General features: G+C 70.6%; 14 protein-coding genes and 1 tRNA gene. 9 read left to right on the top strand and 6 right to left on the bottom strand.

The genetic code is table 11. The features are described 5' to 3' along the window. Positions 1-112: 112 nt before the first annotated feature. Complete coding sequence (locus KUTG_RS46710; protein ID WP_052396249.1) at positions 113-1,963, top strand: condensation domain-containing protein; 1,851 nt, start codon at positions 113-115, stop codon at positions 1,961-1,963. Here the strand turns inward: KUTG_RS46710 and KUTG_RS46705 are convergent, their stop codons facing one another. From KUTG_RS46705 to KUTG_RS46695, 3 genes are all read right to left on the bottom strand, one after another. Continuing rightward, positions 1,964-3,238, bottom strand: coding sequence for an MFS transporter (locus KUTG_RS46705; RefSeq protein ID WP_043726355.1), 1,275 nt, complete (start codon positions 3,236-3,238; stop codon positions 1,964-1,966). Then, a complete protein-coding gene (locus KUTG_RS46700) occupies positions 3,235-4,053 on the bottom strand; it encodes a thioesterase domain-containing protein (RefSeq protein ID WP_043726354.1) in 819 nt (272 codons plus the stop codon). Before KUTG_RS46700 ends, KUTG_RS46705 begins: the two co-directional genes overlap by 4 nt. A gap of 144 nt (positions 4,054-4,197) precedes the next feature. Further along, positions 4,198-5,424, bottom strand: a complete 1,227-nt coding sequence (locus tag KUTG_RS46695; RefSeq protein ID WP_043733148.1) for a PucR family transcriptional regulator — start codon at positions 5,422-5,424, stop codon at positions 4,198-4,200. A gap of 119 nt (positions 5,425-5,543) precedes the next feature. Here KUTG_RS46695 and KUTG_RS46690 point away from each other — a divergent pair, with 119 nt between their 5' ends. Continuing rightward, positions 5,544-7,172 carry a GMC family oxidoreductase gene (locus KUTG_RS46690; RefSeq protein ID WP_043726352.1) on the top strand — a complete coding sequence of 543 codons (1,629 nt, stop codon included), beginning with the start codon at positions 5,544-5,546 and terminating at the stop codon, positions 7,170-7,172. Next, entirely contained in the window at positions 7,169-8,653 is a 1,485-nt protein-coding gene (locus KUTG_RS46685; RefSeq protein ID WP_043726351.1) for an aldehyde dehydrogenase family protein, read from the top strand. The genes KUTG_RS46690 and KUTG_RS46685 overlap by 4 nt, the downstream gene beginning before the upstream one ends. Positions 8,654-8,792: 139 nt before the next feature. Here KUTG_RS46685 and KUTG_RS46680 read toward each other — a convergent pair whose 3' ends face one another. The 3 genes from KUTG_RS46680 to KUTG_RS46675 form a co-directional block, all read right to left on the bottom strand. After that, complete coding sequence (locus KUTG_RS46680) at positions 8,793-9,245, bottom strand: SRPBCC family protein (protein WP_043726350.1); 453 nt, start codon at positions 9,243-9,245, stop codon at positions 8,793-8,795. 29 nt (positions 9,246-9,274) lie between these two features. Continuing rightward, a tRNA-OTHER gene (locus KUTG_RS59860) sits at positions 9,275-9,360 on the bottom strand. A 13-nt stretch (positions 9,361-9,373) separates the two neighbouring features. Continuing rightward, the gene (locus KUTG_RS46675) at positions 9,374-10,372 is read right to left on the bottom strand and encodes a bifunctional lysylphosphatidylglycerol flippase/synthetase MprF (RefSeq protein WP_043726349.1); all 999 of its coding nucleotides are present in this window, start codon (positions 10,370-10,372) and stop codon (positions 9,374-9,376) included. Positions 10,373-10,526: 154 nt separating this feature from the next. Here KUTG_RS46675 and KUTG_RS46670 point away from each other — a divergent pair, with 154 nt between their 5' ends. The 6 genes from KUTG_RS46670 to KUTG_RS46645 all read left to right on the top strand — a co-directional run. Beyond that, positions 10,527-12,149 (top strand): aldehyde dehydrogenase family protein, encoded by a 1,623-nt coding sequence (locus tag KUTG_RS46670; RefSeq protein ID WP_198047583.1) that lies wholly within the window; start codon positions 10,527-10,529, stop codon positions 12,147-12,149. Then, positions 12,133-13,269 carry an acyl-CoA dehydrogenase family protein gene (locus KUTG_RS46665; protein ID WP_043726348.1) on the top strand — a complete coding sequence of 379 codons (1,137 nt, stop codon included), beginning with the start codon at positions 12,133-12,135 and terminating at the stop codon, positions 13,267-13,269. Before KUTG_RS46670 ends, KUTG_RS46665 begins: the two co-directional genes overlap by 17 nt. Next, a complete protein-coding gene (locus tag KUTG_RS46660) occupies positions 13,266-14,537 on the top strand; it encodes an aspartate aminotransferase family protein (RefSeq protein WP_052396247.1) in 1,272 nt (423 codons plus the stop codon). Before KUTG_RS46665 ends, KUTG_RS46660 begins: the two co-directional genes overlap by 4 nt. Beyond that, positions 14,530-15,048 (top strand): SRPBCC family protein, encoded by a 519-nt coding sequence (locus KUTG_RS46655; RefSeq protein ID WP_052396246.1) that lies wholly within the window; start codon positions 14,530-14,532, stop codon positions 15,046-15,048. The genes KUTG_RS46660 and KUTG_RS46655 overlap by 8 nt, the downstream gene beginning before the upstream one ends. A gap of 19 nt (positions 15,049-15,067) precedes the next feature. Next, the gene (locus KUTG_RS46650; RefSeq protein WP_052396245.1) at positions 15,068-15,547 is read left to right on the top strand and encodes a hypothetical protein; all 480 of its coding nucleotides are present in this window, start codon (positions 15,068-15,070) and stop codon (positions 15,545-15,547) included. Positions 15,548-15,550: 3 nt separating this feature from the next. Next, the coding region (locus tag KUTG_RS46645) for a flavin-containing monooxygenase (RefSeq protein WP_043726347.1) at positions 15,551-16,419 on the top strand (869 nt) is incomplete at its 3' end.

Raw genomic sequence — 16,419 nt, 5'->3', positions numbered from 1 at the left:
GTCATGCTATGGTCCGACATAGCGCGGACGGCCCGATCACACGCGCATGCGTGCGGCAGGATTCCCGAATGGAGTAGCGATGCCGGATCAGTCTTGCCCAAAAGGGCTGCCATTGTCGTTCGCACAGGAGCAGTTGTGGTTTCTCGACCTGCTGTCTCCCGGGGAGACCGGCTACAACGTCCAGATGAACTACCGGCTGCGCGGCCCGCTCGACGAGGCGGCGCTGCGCCGGGCGCTGACCTGGCTGGTCGCCCGGCACGAGGTCCTGCGCGCCACCTTCCGGGAGGCCGACGGCACGCCGTTCCAGGTCATCGAGCGATGGAACGAGGTGGAGCTGACGGTGGTCGACCGCACCGGGCTGACGCCCGAGAAGCGCGCGGCGACCGTGCGGGCGGACCTCGGCGCCGTCGCCGGCACCCCGTTCGACCTGGCCGCCGGCCCGCTGCACCGGTTCACGCTGGTCCGGCTGGCCGATGACGATCACGGCCTTGGCCTGGGCTTTCACCACATCGTCGTGGACGGCTGGTCGGTCGGCATCATCGGCGGCGAGCTGGCCGCGGCCTACGAGAGCTTCCGCGCCGGCACCGAGCCCGACCTGCCCGCGCCCGCCCTGACCTATCGCGATTTCGTCGCCGACCAGCGGGAACGCGGCACGGAGGAGGCTCGGGAGCTGGACTTCTGGGCCGAGCGCCTGGTCGGCCTGCCGGAACTGAGCCTGCCGACCGACCGGCCTCGCACCCCCGCCTCGGGCCTCGTCGCGGGCGACGTCGTGCGCGACCACGCCGCGGATTTCCACCGTGACCTGCGGCTTTTCGCCGAGCAGCATGACACGTCGCTGTTCATCGTGCTGGCCGCCGCCGTCGCGGTGGTGCTGGGCCGGCACACCGGGCTCCGCGACATCGCGATCGGCGTGCCGATGCTCGGCCGCACCGACCCGGATCTCGAAGACGTGGTCGGCATGTTCATCAACATGGTCGTGCTGCGCGTCGATCTCGGCGACGACCTGCGGTTCGACGAGCTGCTGGCCCGGGTCGCCGACGCCTCGCTCGACCTGTACGACCACCAGGAAGTGCCGTTCGAGCAGGTGGTGGACCGGGTTCGGCCGTCACGCGAGGCCGGGCGCAACCCGCTGTTCCAGGTGTCGCTCCAGGTGCTCGGCTCGGCCAATTCGCCCAGCGCGTTCGCGCTGCCGGGGCTGGCGGCCGAGTGGCTCGAACCGGTCACGACCAGCGCGACCTTCGACCTGAACATCAATTACTTCGAGCTGTCGGACGGCATGCGCGTGCACCTGTCGTACCCGGCCGACGTGTTCGACCGGTGGCGGGTCGACGCCTTCCTCGGGCATGTCGACCAGGTGCTGCGCTCGGTGCTGAAGGATTCCCGGCAACCCGTCTCAGGCATTGGAATTCTCACCGACGCCGAGTTGGACCGGGTGTTGTCCGCAAGCGACGAAAGGGCATACGTCGTGGACCCCAAGGGCAACCTGCTGCCCCGCGGAGTGCCGGGCGAGCTGTTGCTCGGCGGCGCCGAGAAATGGATCCGCCACATGCTTGACAAGGCCGAACTGGCGCCGGAGAACTTCGTGGCTGATCCGTTCCGAGAAAGCTTCGTCGTCTATCGCGGCGGCGATCGGGCAATCTGGTCATCCGATTGGGAGTTGGCCGTGATTCACGAAACGGAAACACCCGAAACGACCCCGACACAGACGGCAGCGGTGACCGCTGTCGCCGAAGCGGCGACGCCGACCGAATCGGCGCTGGTCGAGATCTTCGAGACGGTTCTCGGCGGACGGCGGATCGACCTCGACGCGAATTTTTTCGAACTCGGCGGCAATTCGCTGGACGCCAGCCGCGTGGTCAGCCGAATCAACAAGACCTTCGGCGTGAAGGCGAGTGTTCGGCTGCTGTACGGGGACAACACGGTGCGCGCGATCGCCGGCGCGGTCGACGAGCTGAAGGCCTAGTCATGCGGCCGCCGCCGGCATCTCCCGCAGTCGCGTGATCGAGGACAAGGCGACCGCCACGATCATCGCGACCGAGCCGGCGGCGAACAGCCAGAGCGCGGTGCGGACGCCGAGCTGCTCGCCGAGCAGTCCGGCGGCCGCCGTGCCGAGGGCGGCCCCGGCGTAGAGCAGGGTCCGCATGGCGGCGTTCATCCGGCCCAGCAACGCATGCGGCGTGACGATCTGCCGCAGGCTGCTGACCACCACGTTGGCCACCGAAACACCCAGGTAGGCCAGGAAGTACGCGACGAAGAAGACGCCGAGCGCGACCGGCCGCGGCCCGCCGGCGACGGGAACCAGGAGCAGGCCGAGGAAAGTCGTCGACATGAAGACGGCATAGGTCCGGCCCACGCCGAGCCGGCGCAGCACCTTCCCGGACACCGATGCGCCGATGACCCCGCCGACCGCGCCGATCGACAGCACCAGGCCGATCAGTCCCGGCGGCAGGCCGTTGTCGTGCAAGGCATACAGCAGGTAGAGGGTGTTCGTCGCATTGGACAGGAAGTTGCACAGGCCGCCGAACAGCGCGATCTGCCACAGGTAGCGGTTGCCGACGACCCAGCGCAGGCCCTCGCCCAGCTCCGACAGCAGCCGCCGTGGCGCGCCGTCCTTGGGCTCCGGCTTGGGTTCCCGGGTCTTGATCAGCAGCAGCGACACGACCGAGGCCAGGTAGGACACCGCGTCCACGGCCATGGCGATCGGGGCGGTCAGCGCGGTGACCAGCACGCCACCCAGTCCCGGCCCGGCGGCGGTGGCCGCGGCCGAGGTGGCACCGAGTTTGCCGTTGGCCTCGACGAGAAAGTCGCGGTCCCGCACCAGGGTCGGCACGTACGACATCCAGCCGACGTCGAACAGCACCGACGCGGTCCCGACCGCCGCGGTGATCAGCACCAGCGGCACGAACTCCAGTCGTCCCAGCGCGGCGAGCAGCGGGACCAGTCCGATGAGGACCATTCGGACCACATTGGACGCGATCATCATCGGGCGGTGTCGGCTGCGGTCCACCCATACCCCAAAGGGCAGCGCGAACAGCACGTAGGGGAACCACGTCACGAAGCCGAGCAGACCGAGCTGGCTCGGGCCGGCCGCGAACGCCGTCACCGCGGTCAGCGGCAGCGCCAGCGTGGTGACCTGCGAGCCGAACAGGGACACCGTCTCGCCGAACCAGAACTTGAGGAAGTCGGTGTTGCGCCACAACGCCGAGCGGCGGGGCGCCGCCTTGTCCAGGCCGGTCATCGGGCCACCGCGCCGACCCGGTCGAGGCTCTCCCCCACCAGGCGGCTCAGCTCGACCAGGCTCGTTCCCGTCCAGATCGAGTGATGGTCCCCGTCGACGACGTGTTTTTCCACGTCAGCGGCAAAAAGCTCCCACCGCATCGCGTCAGCGCTCGACTCCGCGGCCCGGATCGACACCACCGGGCCGCCGCCGTACCGACAGCCCTCGTACTCGCACACGGCCTGCATGTGCGCCCGGTAGACGGCGTAACGGTCAAGGAGGTACTCGGCGTCGATCTCCTCCGGCAGCAGTCCGGACCGCTCCACCGCGGCGAAAGCGCTCTCCGCGGTGTCACCGCGGGCAACGTCCTCGACGCGGGCCCAGTCCATGCCGCCGGCCGTGACCAGGTCGTACAGGAAGGAGTGGAACAGGACGGGCTCAGCCGGCAGCTCGGACCGTTGCGGCGTAACGGAATCCACGATGACCACCAGCGGCACCTCGGCCCCTTCGGACACCAGGCGCCGCGCCATCTCCAGCGCCACCACGCCGCCCATCGACCAGCCCAGCAGGTGATACGGGCCGTCTCTGTTGGCGCGCAAGGCATCGATGTACACGCTGGCCAGATCGGGCAGCGAGGTCATCGGCGTTCGCTCGTTGTCGCACCCCGGCGCCTCGAATCCGTACACCGGCTGCTGCGGATCCAGCAGCCGGACGAGTCCGTTGTACGCGTAGGGCGAGCCCGACACGGCCGGCACGCAGTACAGCGGCGGCCTCGTCCCGTTGGGCCTGATCGCCACGAGCGCGCCACCCCAGCCCGCGTCGGCGGACAGCCGCATCCGAACCCCCAGTCACGGCCGACACCCCAGTCAGCGACTACCGGTTATTTAACAGGCCGCACTCCGTCAACAACACCCTTGACTCCCCCTCCGCCCTTTCGCACCACCGGCCACTGCGCCCATCGGCACAGCCGGGGTACAAGATCACCCGTCCAGGGCCTTGGCCCCGTAGACCTCCAGGCAGTGCAGGGCGAGTTCCAGGTACACGCGCCGCTCGTGCACCGAATGGCCCAGCAGCTGCTCGGCCTGCTGGATGCGGTAGCGGACGGTGTTGCGGTGCAGGCTGAGTTCCTTGCCGGCCAGATCCGCGCTGCCGCCGGTGGCGAGGTAGCGGTGGACCGTGCGCCGCAGGCGGGCCGTGGCCTCGTCGGGTGCTGCCAAGCCGCCCAGCTCCCGTGCGACCAGCACGCGCAACGCCGCCATCCCGCCGATCCCGCCGGCCAGACAGGCCAGTTCTACGTCGGCGTACCAGGTGACCGGGGCGTCGCCCTCCCCCGCCAACGCCACCGACTGCGCCGCCAGCGCCTCCCGGTGGCTGCTCCGGAAGCCCGCCAGGCCCGGTGCCGGGCTTCCCACGGCGGCACGGATGCCCGGGCGCAGGGTCACCGACGCCAGCGCCTCCGGGACGGGCGGCGTCGGCGTGGCCGCCCAGCACCAGGATCCCCTCGCCCCGCTGGCGATGTTGAGCGGATGGGTGCACCCGAGCGCCGCGCCCAGCGCCGACATGGAGCCTTCCAACGCCCGTACGACATCGGAGCCGTCCGCCGCCCACAGCACGAAGGCCGTGTGGTGCTGGCGCAGCGGATGGCCGAGCAGTTCGCCCGTGGCGTCGAGGTCGACGTCGTCGCCGTGCAGGATCGCGTGTACGGCGTCCGCGCGCTGCGCCAGGGCCCCGCGCCGCCACAGCTCGCGCTCCTCGGCATAGGCGGCCACCAGCTCCTCCACCGAGCCGTCGATCCACCGGCTGACCCGGTCCCAGAACCGCACCAGCACTGCCGAGCGCAGGTCGCCGTCGGTGATGCCCTCCTGCACCGTCTCCGTCACGTACGACCACACGGCCCGCTGCGCCACCCGGTACGTCTTCAGCAGCACGGTCAGGCCGAGCCCGCGCCGGGCGATGGTGCGGGCCAGGTCGAAGGCCTCGTCCGGCGGGCGCACCCGGAAGTCCTCGCGGGTGACGGCGGCGAGGAAGGCCCGCCAGTGCGCTGCCGTGCTGGTGTGCAGGTCGCGGTCCAGGTCCCCGCCCTCGGCGTACTCGGGGACCTCGGCGATGATCTCGTGGTCGGTCATCGCCGCCAGCCGGGCCAGCTCCGCGGGAGCCGAGGCCTGCTCCGCGTAGCCGGCGATCCAGGCCGCCGCTTCCGATCGCATCTCCGCTTTGTACCGCCGCACAACGCCGCCGGCAAACATTGGACCCGCCGACCGTGCCCCCGACCCGACCACCGGCCGATGCTGGGTGCGACCACACGACGGCCGACCGGGAGGCAGCGTTGTCCACTCGAGAATCGTTCGACTACGTGATCGTCGGCGCGGGCAGCGCCGGCTGTGTGCTGGCCGACCGGTTGTCACGGGACCCGGCGGTCTCGGTGCTGCTGCTGGAGGCCGGCCCGCCCGACGAGGCCGACGAGATCAAGATCCCGGCCGCCTTCGCCGGGCTGTTCCGGACCCGCTGGGACTGGAACTACGAGACTTCGCCCCAGAAACACCTGGGCGGGCGGCGGGCGCTGTGGCCGCGGATGAAGGCCTACGGCGGCTGCTCGTCGATGAACGCGATGATCTACATGCGCGGCAACCGCGCCGACTACGACGGCTGGCGGCGGGACTTCGGCGCGGTCGGCTGGGGCTACGACGACGTGCTGCCCTACTTCGTCCGCGCCGAGACCAACACCCGCCACGGCGCGCCGTTCCACGGCACCACCGGCCCCCTGCACGTCGAGGACCGCCGCTACACCCACGAGCTGACCGACGCGTGGGTCGCGGCCGCGGTCGCCAGCGGGATGCCCGCCAACGACGACGTCAACGGCGCGAACCAGCTCGGCGCCGGCCTGTACCAGGTCACCTGCCACCGTGGGCAACGCTGGTCCACCGCCGACGGTTATCTGCGACCCTCGATGACCCGACCGAACCTCACGGTCCGCCCGGGCGCGTTCGTCACGCGCGTGCTGCTGGCGGGCCCGCGCGCGGTCGGCGTCGAGTACACCACCGACGGCCGGACCCAGCAGGTGTTCGCCGACGGCGAGGTGCTGCTGTCCGGCGGCGCGATCAACTCACCGCAGCTGCTGATGCTCTCGGGCATCGGCCCGGCCGCGCACCTGCGGGAGTTCGGCATCGACGTGGTGGCCGACCTGCCCGGCGTCGGCGAGAACCTGCACGACCACCCGGCCACTCCAATTCTGTGGCACACCAGGGGAACTACCGACATCGCCATCGATCATGTCAGCCCGCGCCGGCTCGTACAGCAGCAGGTGCTCGGCACCGGGCCCCTGACCTCCAACATCGGCGAGGGCGGCGGGTTCCTGTGCACCCGCGACGGCCTGAGCGCGCCGGACATGCAGTTCCACGTGGCCCCCACGGGGTTCTACGACAACGGCCTGCGCGAGCCGGTCGGCCGGATGTTCACCGCTGCCGCCACGCTGGTCGACGTGGCCAGCCGTGGCCGGCTGCGGCTGCGCTCGGCCGACCCGCGCTGGAAGCCCGACCTCGACCCGGCCTACTTCGCCGAGCCCGCCGACACCGACGCGATGGTGGCCGGGCTGCGCCGGCTCACCGACATCGCGCGGCAGGCCCCGCTGGCCCGCTACCTCGACGGCGCCTACCTTCCCTCCACTGTGGACGGTTTGAGCGACGAGGCCTGGCGTGAGCACATCGAATCCTGGACGCAGACGCTCTACCACCCGGTCGGCACGTGTGCCATGGGCACGAGCGAGCAGTCCGTCGTCGACCCGGAGCTGCGAGTGCGGGGCATCGAGGGCCTGCGCGTCGTGGACGCGTCCGTGATGCCCCGGATCGTGCGCGGCAACACCAACGCGCCGACCGTGATGATCGCGGAGAAGGCCGCCGACCTCATCCGCGACCGCAAGCCCGCCACCGTTTCCGCCGCCGAGGAGGCCGTTCAGTGACCACGATCCAGCCCGCACGCGCCTCCGAGTTCACCGTTCACGACCCCGGCAGCGGCGACCTCGTCGGCCAGTACCCGGTCCACACCGCGGCCCAGGTCCGCGACGCCGTCGAGCGCGCCCGTGTCGCGGGGGCGTGGTGGGCGGGCCTGTCATACCAGGCGCGCGGCCAGCGGCTCGACCGCTTCCGCGGCGTGCTGGCCCGGCGGGCCGCGCAGTTGGCCGGGGTGATCCACGACGAGACCGGCAAGCCGCATTCCGACGCCATGTTGGAGATCGCGCTGACGCTGGACCACCTGGCGTGGGCGGCGAAGAACGCGCCGAAGGTGCTGGGACCGCGTCGGGCCCGGACCGGGCTGATGATGGCCAACCATGTGGCCACCGTGGGCTACAAGCCGTACGGCGTCGTCGGTGTGATCGGGCCGTGGAACTACCCGGTATTCACCCCGCTGGGCTCGATCGCCTACGCGCTGGCCGCCGGCAATGCCGTGGTGTTCAAGCCGAGCGAGCTGACCCCGGGCACCGGTGCGTGGCTGGTGGAGGCATTCGGCCAGGTGGTCCCCGAGCACCCGGTGCTCCAGTTGGTGACCGGCGATGGCTCGACCGGCGCGGCGTTGTGCGGGGCCGGCGTGGACAAGATCGCGTTCACCGGCTCGACCGCGACGGCCAAGAAGGTGATGGCGGCCTGCGCGCCGACGCTCACCCCGCTGGTGGCCGAGTGCGGCGGCAAGGACGCGGTGCTCGTGGACGCGGACGCCGACCTGGACGCGGCGGCCGACGCCGCCGCCTGGGCCGGCATGGCCAACGCCGGACAGTCCTGCATCGGTGCCGAGCGGGTCTACGTGCACGAACGGGTCTACGAGAGCTTCCTGGGCAAACTCGTTACCATCGCTGGGAAAGCGCGTGCGGGCAGCGATCCCGGCGCGCAGCTCGGGCCGATCACGCTCGACCGGCAGGTGGAGATCATCCGCCGGCATATCGACACCGCGGTCGCCGCCGGCGGGCGCGTGGTGCTCGGCGGGTCCGACACGATCTCAGGCAACGTCGTGCAGCCGACGATCCTGGTCGACGTGCCCGAGGACGCCCCGGCAGTCACCGAGGAGACGTTCGGACCGACGCTGACCGTCACGGCGGTGCGGGACATGGACGAGGCGGTGGAACTGGCCAACGCCACCGGTTACGGCCTGGGGGCGACGGTCTTCAGCCGGCGCGGGCGGCAGCTGGCCGGGCTGCTGCGGTGCGGGATGGTCGCGCTGGACTCGGTGTTCTCCTACCCGCGGATCCCGTCGCTGCCGTTCGGCGGCTGCGGCGACTCCGGCTTCGGCCGGATCCACGGGCCGGATGGGTTGCGGGAGTTCGCCTACGCGCAGTCGGTTGCGCGGCAACGCTTCACCGCGCCACTGGCCCTGACGACGTTCGCACGCACGCCCAAGACCGACGCGCTGGTGGCCAAGGTGATGACGCTGCTGCACGGCCGGCACTGAACACAAAAGGAGTGGCCGGCAGGGAAGATTCCCTGCCGGCCACTCCCTCCGCTGACCCCGTCATGCAGGGAAGGACGCCTTACCCGCGTTGAACGAGGGTAAGGCGTCCTTCCCTGCATAACGTCAGGAGGGCCAAGAATCAGGCGCTGGCGTGACGAGCCGCGATGCCGCGCACGAGGTTCTCGGCGGTCTTGCGGGCCGCGGTGCTGACGAACGGCATCAGCGTGCGCTCCATGGCCTTGCCCGCGATGCCGCCGGGCAGCTGGAACTCGATGCGGAAGGCGACCTGGCTCCGGTTGCCGTCGATCGGCGTCAGCTCGAAGCTGGTGGCCGAGTCCATGCCGGCCACCGAGCGGTAGGCCAGGCGGACGTTCTCCTCCCACTCCACCGTGCGGATGGTCGACTTCAGCGTCGACGGCCCGACCTTGGTCTCCGACCGGAATGTCGCACCCAGGCCGCGGTCGAGGTCGCCGACCGGCTCGAAGGTGGTCATGCCGTGCCAGTAGTCGAGCACGTTGCGGTAGTCGGCGAGGTAGGCGAAGGCCGCCTCGACCGGCGCGGCGCACTCCTGCACGAAACGGACTTCGGTCATGCCGGGATTCCTCTCGCGATGCGGTTACGCGGAAGGGGCAGGATTCGAACCTGCGTGGGCGAGAGCCCGACCGGACCGAGGTCCGGCCCCCATCGGCCGCTTTGGGTACCCTTCCCGAAAAACGCGGGTCAGACGATGTTCGTCACCCGCAGCACACTCCACAGCGATCGCGGCGAGATGCCACCGTCGAACGCGAAGTACTCCGGCAGCACCGCCGTCGGATTCCACTTCATCTTGTACTCCAGCTGGCTTTTCGCCGGATAGACCCGGTCGCCGTGCTCGGCCAGCAGTGTGATGATCTTCGCCGCCGCCCGGCTCGCGGTCGGCAGCCGGTAGGACTCGTCCAGGGTCGTGAAGGGCGTGAACCCGAAGTGCAGCCAGGCCGCGCCCAGCTCCTTGACGTGCTCGATGACGTACGCGTTGATCGCCTCCATCACCCCGGGCGGGCAGGCCGGCAGGCGCCGGCTCAGGTCGTGCAGCCAGCCCGGCCGCGAGCCGAACACCGGCGCGTACGAGATGTAGGCGATGGGCTCGCCGGCGATCCGCCCGACGAACAGCTTGCGCAGCGGCTGCCACGGCCCGCCGATCTCGCCGATCAGGAAGGCCAACTCCTTGGTGTGCTTGCCTTTCTCGTGCAGCCACTGCCGGTCGATGTGCTCGATGTCGCCGGCCACCGCCGCCGGGTCCGCCTCCTCGATCTCCAGGCCGGCCCGCAGCGCGCGGGAGATCTTGTTGCGCAGGCTGACGAACTTCTTGCCGCGCAGGCTGTGCCCGGCCAGCTCCACCGCGTAGGACGCGCCCACCTGGTTGACGGTCAGGCCCTGCTCGGCCATGAGCTCGGCGTCCGCCCGCTGCAACTGGACGCCGACGACCTTGCGGCGGTTGGCGTGCGCCTGGTCCAGGAAATCGCGTTGCAGCCGGGCCCGGCTGGCCTCGGGGGTGAACGGGCCGCCGAACTGGATCCAGCGCTTGCCGTGCTCCCGGTAGCACACATAGCCTTCCACGCCCTCGACGCGGAAGTACTCGTTGCCCCCGTTGAGCGCGAGGAAGGCGCTGGGGTTGTCCGAGTGCCGCTGGAGAGCGGAAAGCGTCGAGCTCTGCTGGTGCGCCGCTGCCGGGACCGTCACGTCCTGCCTCCCTGCTCGGTGTCGTGCTGGGGACGACGCTAGCCAACGCCTCTGACGCGGCGGCGAAACCGCCGGCCGTAACGCGTCAGGGGCGTTTCAGGCCCCCGGCCGATACTTCGAGCCGAATCGTCGTCGGAGACGGGATTGTGGGGGCGTGTTGAGCACGAAGGTCGAACCGCACCAGCTGCCGTCGTTGGGCAGTTTCGTGCGAGGGAAAGACGTGGAGAGCGGCAAGTGGGTGTACTCGCTTTCCGCGCGCGCGGTGCTGGACGACTCGTTCGCCAACCTGACGCTCAAGCGGAACCTCGAGGCGGGTCGCGTCTCCGCGGCCGATGTCGCGCCGGGTGTGCTGGTCGGGCGGGTGTCGGTGGCGGATCCGGACACGGTGCAGGACGCGCTGGCCGCCGCGGCCGAGGCGACCAGACTGTGGCGCTCGGTCCCGCTCTCGGTGCGGCTGGAGGACTGGAACCGGCTGCTGCGCGAGGCGATCCACGACAACGAGCGTGAGCTGATCGACATGCTCACCCTGGAGGGCCATCCGCTGGAGCTGGCCCGCTGGGAGCTGTCCGGGATGTACGAGCTGACGCGGCCGGAGACCACGGGGTTCCTGCGTTCGCAGCTGTGGCAGGAGTTCGCGATCGGGGCGCGGCGCAACATCGTGCGCCGCCAGCCCGACGGCGTGGTCTGTGTGAATCCGCCGGCCAACGCGCCGCTGGTCAGCGCGCTGCTGGGCGTGACGAGCATCGCCGGCGGCAACGCCGTGGTCTTGCGCGCGCCGCGAACCGCGCCGTTCGGCGTGTCCTCGGTGCTGCGCAACGTGATCGCGCCGGTTCTCGACGAGCTCGGCGCGCCGCCGGGGCTGCTCAACATCGTGTGCGGGCATCCAGGCCCGATGCTGGACGCCTGGATCGCCAGCGAGCACGTGGACGACATCATGTACTTCGGCGATGTCGGGCCGGGCCTGAAGATCGAGCGCCGCTGCGTGGAGGCCGGCAAGAAGCCGATCCTCGAACTGGCCGGCAACGACATCGTGCTGGTCTGGCGCGACGCCGATCTGGAGGGCGCGGCCGATGCGATCGTGGAGGGCTTCTACGGCTCCGGCCAGCTGTGCATGGTGCCCAATCGGGCGATCGTGCACCCGGCCGTGGCCGACGAGCTGATCGAGCTGGTCAGGGTCCGGGCCACGGCGCTCAAGCCGGGCTACCCGGACGAGGAGGGCGTGCTGCTCTCACCGGTGCTACGCCACGACAAGTTCACGCGCTACCTGGAGGACGCCGTCGAGAAGGGCGCGACGGTGGTCACGGGCGGCAAGGGCATGCAGATCGACGGCACCCTGGACGAGGCGGGCTTCTTCCTCCAGCCGACCGTGCTGCGGGTGGACGGGCTGAGCCGGGCCGGCGAGCTGTCGGCGGTGGCGGACGAGACGTTCTTCCCGCTGATGCCGATCATCGTGCCACACGCGGCCGAGGACGCCACGCTGTTCGACAGCTTCCTGGAGTTCGTCAACGCCAGCCCCTACGGCCTGCGGAACTCCTTGTGGGCCAGGGACGACGCGGTGATCGACCGGTTCGTCGCGCAGACCGTCAAGGGCGGGCTGCTCAAGGTGAACGACTCGCACATCGCGTTCACCGCGCCCCTGCCCTCGCACGGCGGCACCGGCCTGACCGGCGGCGCCTTCGGCGAGGCCAACTTCCCCGTGCTGCGCACCACCCACCTGCAGGGGGTTTCCATCATTCGACCCGAGCACAGGGAAGGCCACGATGCGCACACTCGATGAGGCCCGCGAGCTCTGCGAGAACCGCCTCCCGGGCCTGCTGGGCAAGCTGGCCGACGTCGGCCTGGCCGAGCTGGAGAAGCCGGGCAACCCCGGGCTGGAGCTGTTCAAGGCGGCGGGCGGCCCGGCGCTGGTGATCCCCAAGGAGTACGAAGGCCTCGGCGCCTCGCCGCTGGAGGCGATCCAGGTCACCCGGGCGATCGGGGCCGTGTCGCCGTCGCTGGCCGTCGCCTCGACCATGCACCACTTCTCCGTCGCGACGATCTTCACCCTGGCCGAGAGCCTGCGCGCGAGCGGGCTGGAATGGGCGCTGCTGGAGGGAATCGCCACGCAGAACCTGCTGGTGTCCTCCGGTTTCGCCGAGGGCAACCCCGGCCAGGGCATCCTGTCCCCCACCGTCGGCGGTGTCCGGGCCGACGGTGGGATCCTCGTCAACGGCTCGAAGAAGCCGTGCAGCATGTCCGCGTCGATGGACCTGCTCTCGGCCAGCGTGTCGGTGCCCCGCAAGGAGGGCGGCACGGAGAACCTGGCCATGCTCATCCCGGCCGACAGCCCGGGCATCTCGGTGCATCCCTTCTGGCGCAGCAATGTTCTGGCCGGGGCGGAGAGCGACGAGGTGCGGCTGACCGACGTCCTGGTGGACGAGCGGCTGCTGGTGCCGACCGAGGTCGGCGACCGCGGCGAGGTCGACGAGCTCCAGACCATCGGCTTCATGTGGTTCGAGATGCTCATCACCGCCTCCTACCTCGGCATGGCCAGCTCGCTCGTGAACCGGGCGCTGGCCAGTGAACGGCTGGGCGCGGAAACCAGGGCGGATCTGGGTGTGCGCCTGGAAACCGCAACCCTGCTGCTGGAGGGAATCGCCCGTCAGCTGATGGCCAAGGAGGGCGACAACGCCGCGCTGACCAAGGCGATGATTGCCCGCTACGGCGCGCAGGAGGCGATCACCGACGCCGCCGGCCGGGCGGTGGAGGCGTTGGGCGGCATGGCTTTCATCGGCTCCCCCGACGTCGCCTACCTCATCGCCGCCTGCCAGTGCGTGAACTTCCACCCGCCGGCCCGCGCGGCCACCCGCCGGGCCCTGGTGGAGAACTTCACCGGCGACGTGCTGAGGATCGCGTGAACGCCGACATCGACGTCGTGGACCGCGAGGAGGTGTCGCGCGTCTACCGGCGGCGGCTCAGCTCCGGGCGGGCGCGGCTGGCCGACGTCCTCGGCGGTCACGTCGAGGTGGCGTCCGACAGCGCCTGGCTGACCATGAGCGACGGGCACCGGATCCTCAACGCCGGCGGCTACGGCGTGCTGATCACCGGGGCCCGGCACCCGACCGTGGTGGCTGAGGTCGAGCGGCAGCTGCACACGCATCCCATGGGCACCAGGATCTTCCTGGAGCCGGCGGCCGCCCGCGCGGCCGAGGCGCTGATGTCGGTGGTGCCGCCGGGTCTGGAGCGCGTGCACTTCTCGTGCTCCGGGGCCGAGGCGACGGAGGCAGCGATCAAGCTGGCCCGGCTGGCCGGGCGGCGGCACCTGATCTCCATGACCGGCGGGTACCACGGCAAGACGATGGGCGCGCTGTCGGTGACGGCCAAACAAGCCTTCCAGGACCCGTTCCGCCCGTTGCTGCCGGACGTCACGCACGTGCCGTTCGGCGACGTCACCGCGTTGACCGCAGCGCTGGAACGGCACCCGGGCGAGGCATGCGTGATCGTCGAGCCGGTACAGGGCGAGGGCGGGGTGCACATCCCGCCGCCCGGCTACCTGTCCGCCGTGCGTGCGGTCTGTTCGGAGTACGGCGCGCTGTTGGTGGTCGACGAGGTGCAGACCGGGCTTGGCCGACTGGGCGCGTGGTGGGGCTGCACGGCGGAGGGCGTGCGCCCGGACATTCTGTTGTCCGGCAAGGCACTCGGCGGGGGCATCGTCCCGGTCGCGGCGACCGTCGCGACCGAGGAGGTCTTCGGCGCGCTGAACCGGGACCCGGTCCTGCACACGTCGACGTTCTCGGCGGCGCCGCTCGGCATGGCGGCCGTCAGCGGTGCGATCCGGGCCATCAAGGAGGACGGTCTGGTCGAGCGGGCGGCGGCGCTGGGTGAACGGCTGACGCCCGCGTTCCAACGGATCGTCGCGGACCGGCTACCCCATCACCGGTGCGAGGTGCGCGGCGCGGGCCTGTTGATCGGCGTCGACTTCGCCGACCCGGCGCTGGCGGCGGACCTGCTGCTGGCGTTGGTGGCCAACGACGTCATCGCCAACATCTCCCTCAACTCCGATCACGTCGTGCGGTTCACGCCGCCGGCGACGCTGACCGAGTCCGATGTGGACTTCCTCATCGACCGGTTCGAGCGCGCGGCCGCCGAGGTCGCCGCCAACAATCCCGAGGTGACCGATGCGTAGCCTGGAACTGACCCTGCGGGCCGACACCGTCGGCGCCGCCGAGGCCTACCGGCGGATCTGCGAGTTCGAGCGATATCCCGAGCTCGTCGACGAGGTCAACGCCGTGGTGGTGCACGGCCGCGAGGACGGCGGCCCGCTGCTGAGCGACTGGGAGATCTTCTTCCGCAACGGCCTGCTGCGCTGGACCGAGGTCGACTACTTCCAGTCCGAGCAGCGCCGCATCGTGTTCGAGCAGACCACCGGGGACTTCGAGGTCTTCCGCGGCTCGTGGGGCGTGACGGCGGCCCCGGGCGGCTGCCAGGTGCGCTTCGAGGCGACCTTCGACTTCGGCATCCCCAGCCTGGCCGGCGTGCTGGAGCCGATCGCCACCAAGGTGCTCAAGGAGGGCATCGCCCTGATCGTGCACCAGCTGCTCGGCGAGGCCACGGTCGTCGGCGATCCAGCCATCGCCGCGGCGGTGAGCGCCCGGCTGCGGCGCCGGCGCGAGCCCGACCCCGTTCTGACCGCCTGACTCCGGGAAGAAGGCCGAGATGGACCACATCAACCGCTTCGAGAGCCGGACCACGCTGCTGTTGCTGCGCGCGGAGTACGGCGTCGCGCTCGTGGTGGGCGTCGTGCTGCTGCTCATCCACATCGGCGAGATCCGGTGGATCCCCGCCGTGGCGCTGTTCGCCTACATCGACGTGATCGGCTACATCCCCGGCGCGATCGCCTACCGGCGCTCGCCCGACAAGAAGATCTCCAAGGTCTACTACGTCCTCTACAACACCATGCACAGCCTGGTCACCCAGGCGGTCGTGGTGGGCCTGTGGATCTGGCTGTTCGGCTTCGAGTGGGCGCTACTGATGGTGCCGGTCCACCTGTGCGGCGACCGCGCGATCTTCGGCAACTTCCTCAAGTCGTTCCGGGTGCCGTTCGAACCCGAGGCGACAACCGGGTTCGCCGAGTTCGACAAGACCATCACCCGGGCGCCGCGGCGCCCGCAGCAGCCCCAGCCGGAGCGGATCTGACCCATGAGCAACCTCGTGTCGCTGAGCAATGCGCGCCCGATCGTCATCGGCGCCGGTCCCGCCGGTCTCGCGGCGACGTGGACGCTGAAGGAGGCCGGGCTGGCCCCGCTGGTCCTCGACCGGGCGCAGTTCGCCTTCTCCACCTGGACCTCCTACTACCCGTCGCTGCGGATGAACTCGTGGCGGCGGCTGAGCCACCTGCCGGGCATGAAGCTGTCGGCCGAGTTCGGCCCGTGGCCGATGCGCGACGACTTCGCCAACTACCTGCGCAAGTACGTCGAGAGGCTGGACCCGGACGTCCGCTACGGCACGGAGGTGCACCGCGTCGATCGCGAGGGCGGCCGGTGGCTGGTGCGCAGCTCGATCGGCGACCTGGCCACCGACCACCTGGTGATCGCCACCGGCCTGCACCGCACGACCTTCGTGCCGGACTGGCCGGGCCTGGCCGACTTCGAGGGCGAGTTCCTGCACGCCCGCGACTACACGGTGCCGGAACCGTTCGCGGGCAAGGATGTTCTCGTCGTCGGCTGCGGCCCGACCGGCATCGACATCGCCGTGGCGGCGGCCGCGGCCGGGGCGTCGCGGGTGCGGATGTCCATCCGGCACAACCCGTTGCTGTTCAAGCTCAGCCCGCTGACCTCGCTGCTGAGCCAGTCGGTCAAGCACGCGAAGATGCCGCCCTGGCTGGTGAACCGGGTCAGCCTGCTGATGCACCGTCTGCAGTGGGGCGACCTGAGCGCCTACGGGCTGAACCCGCCCGTCGAGGGCACGATGGCCGGCATCGCGCGCTCCGGGCACACCTACGGCTCGATCGACCGGGGCCTGGTCGAGGCGGTCCGTGACGGCACGGTGGAGATCGTGCGCGCGGTCAA

This window comes from Kutzneria sp. 744, from assembly GCF_000568255.1.
Lineage (GTDB): Bacteria > Actinomycetota > Actinomycetes > Mycobacteriales > Pseudonocardiaceae > Kutzneria.
This window is presented reverse-complemented; position numbering and strand designations above follow the sequence as displayed.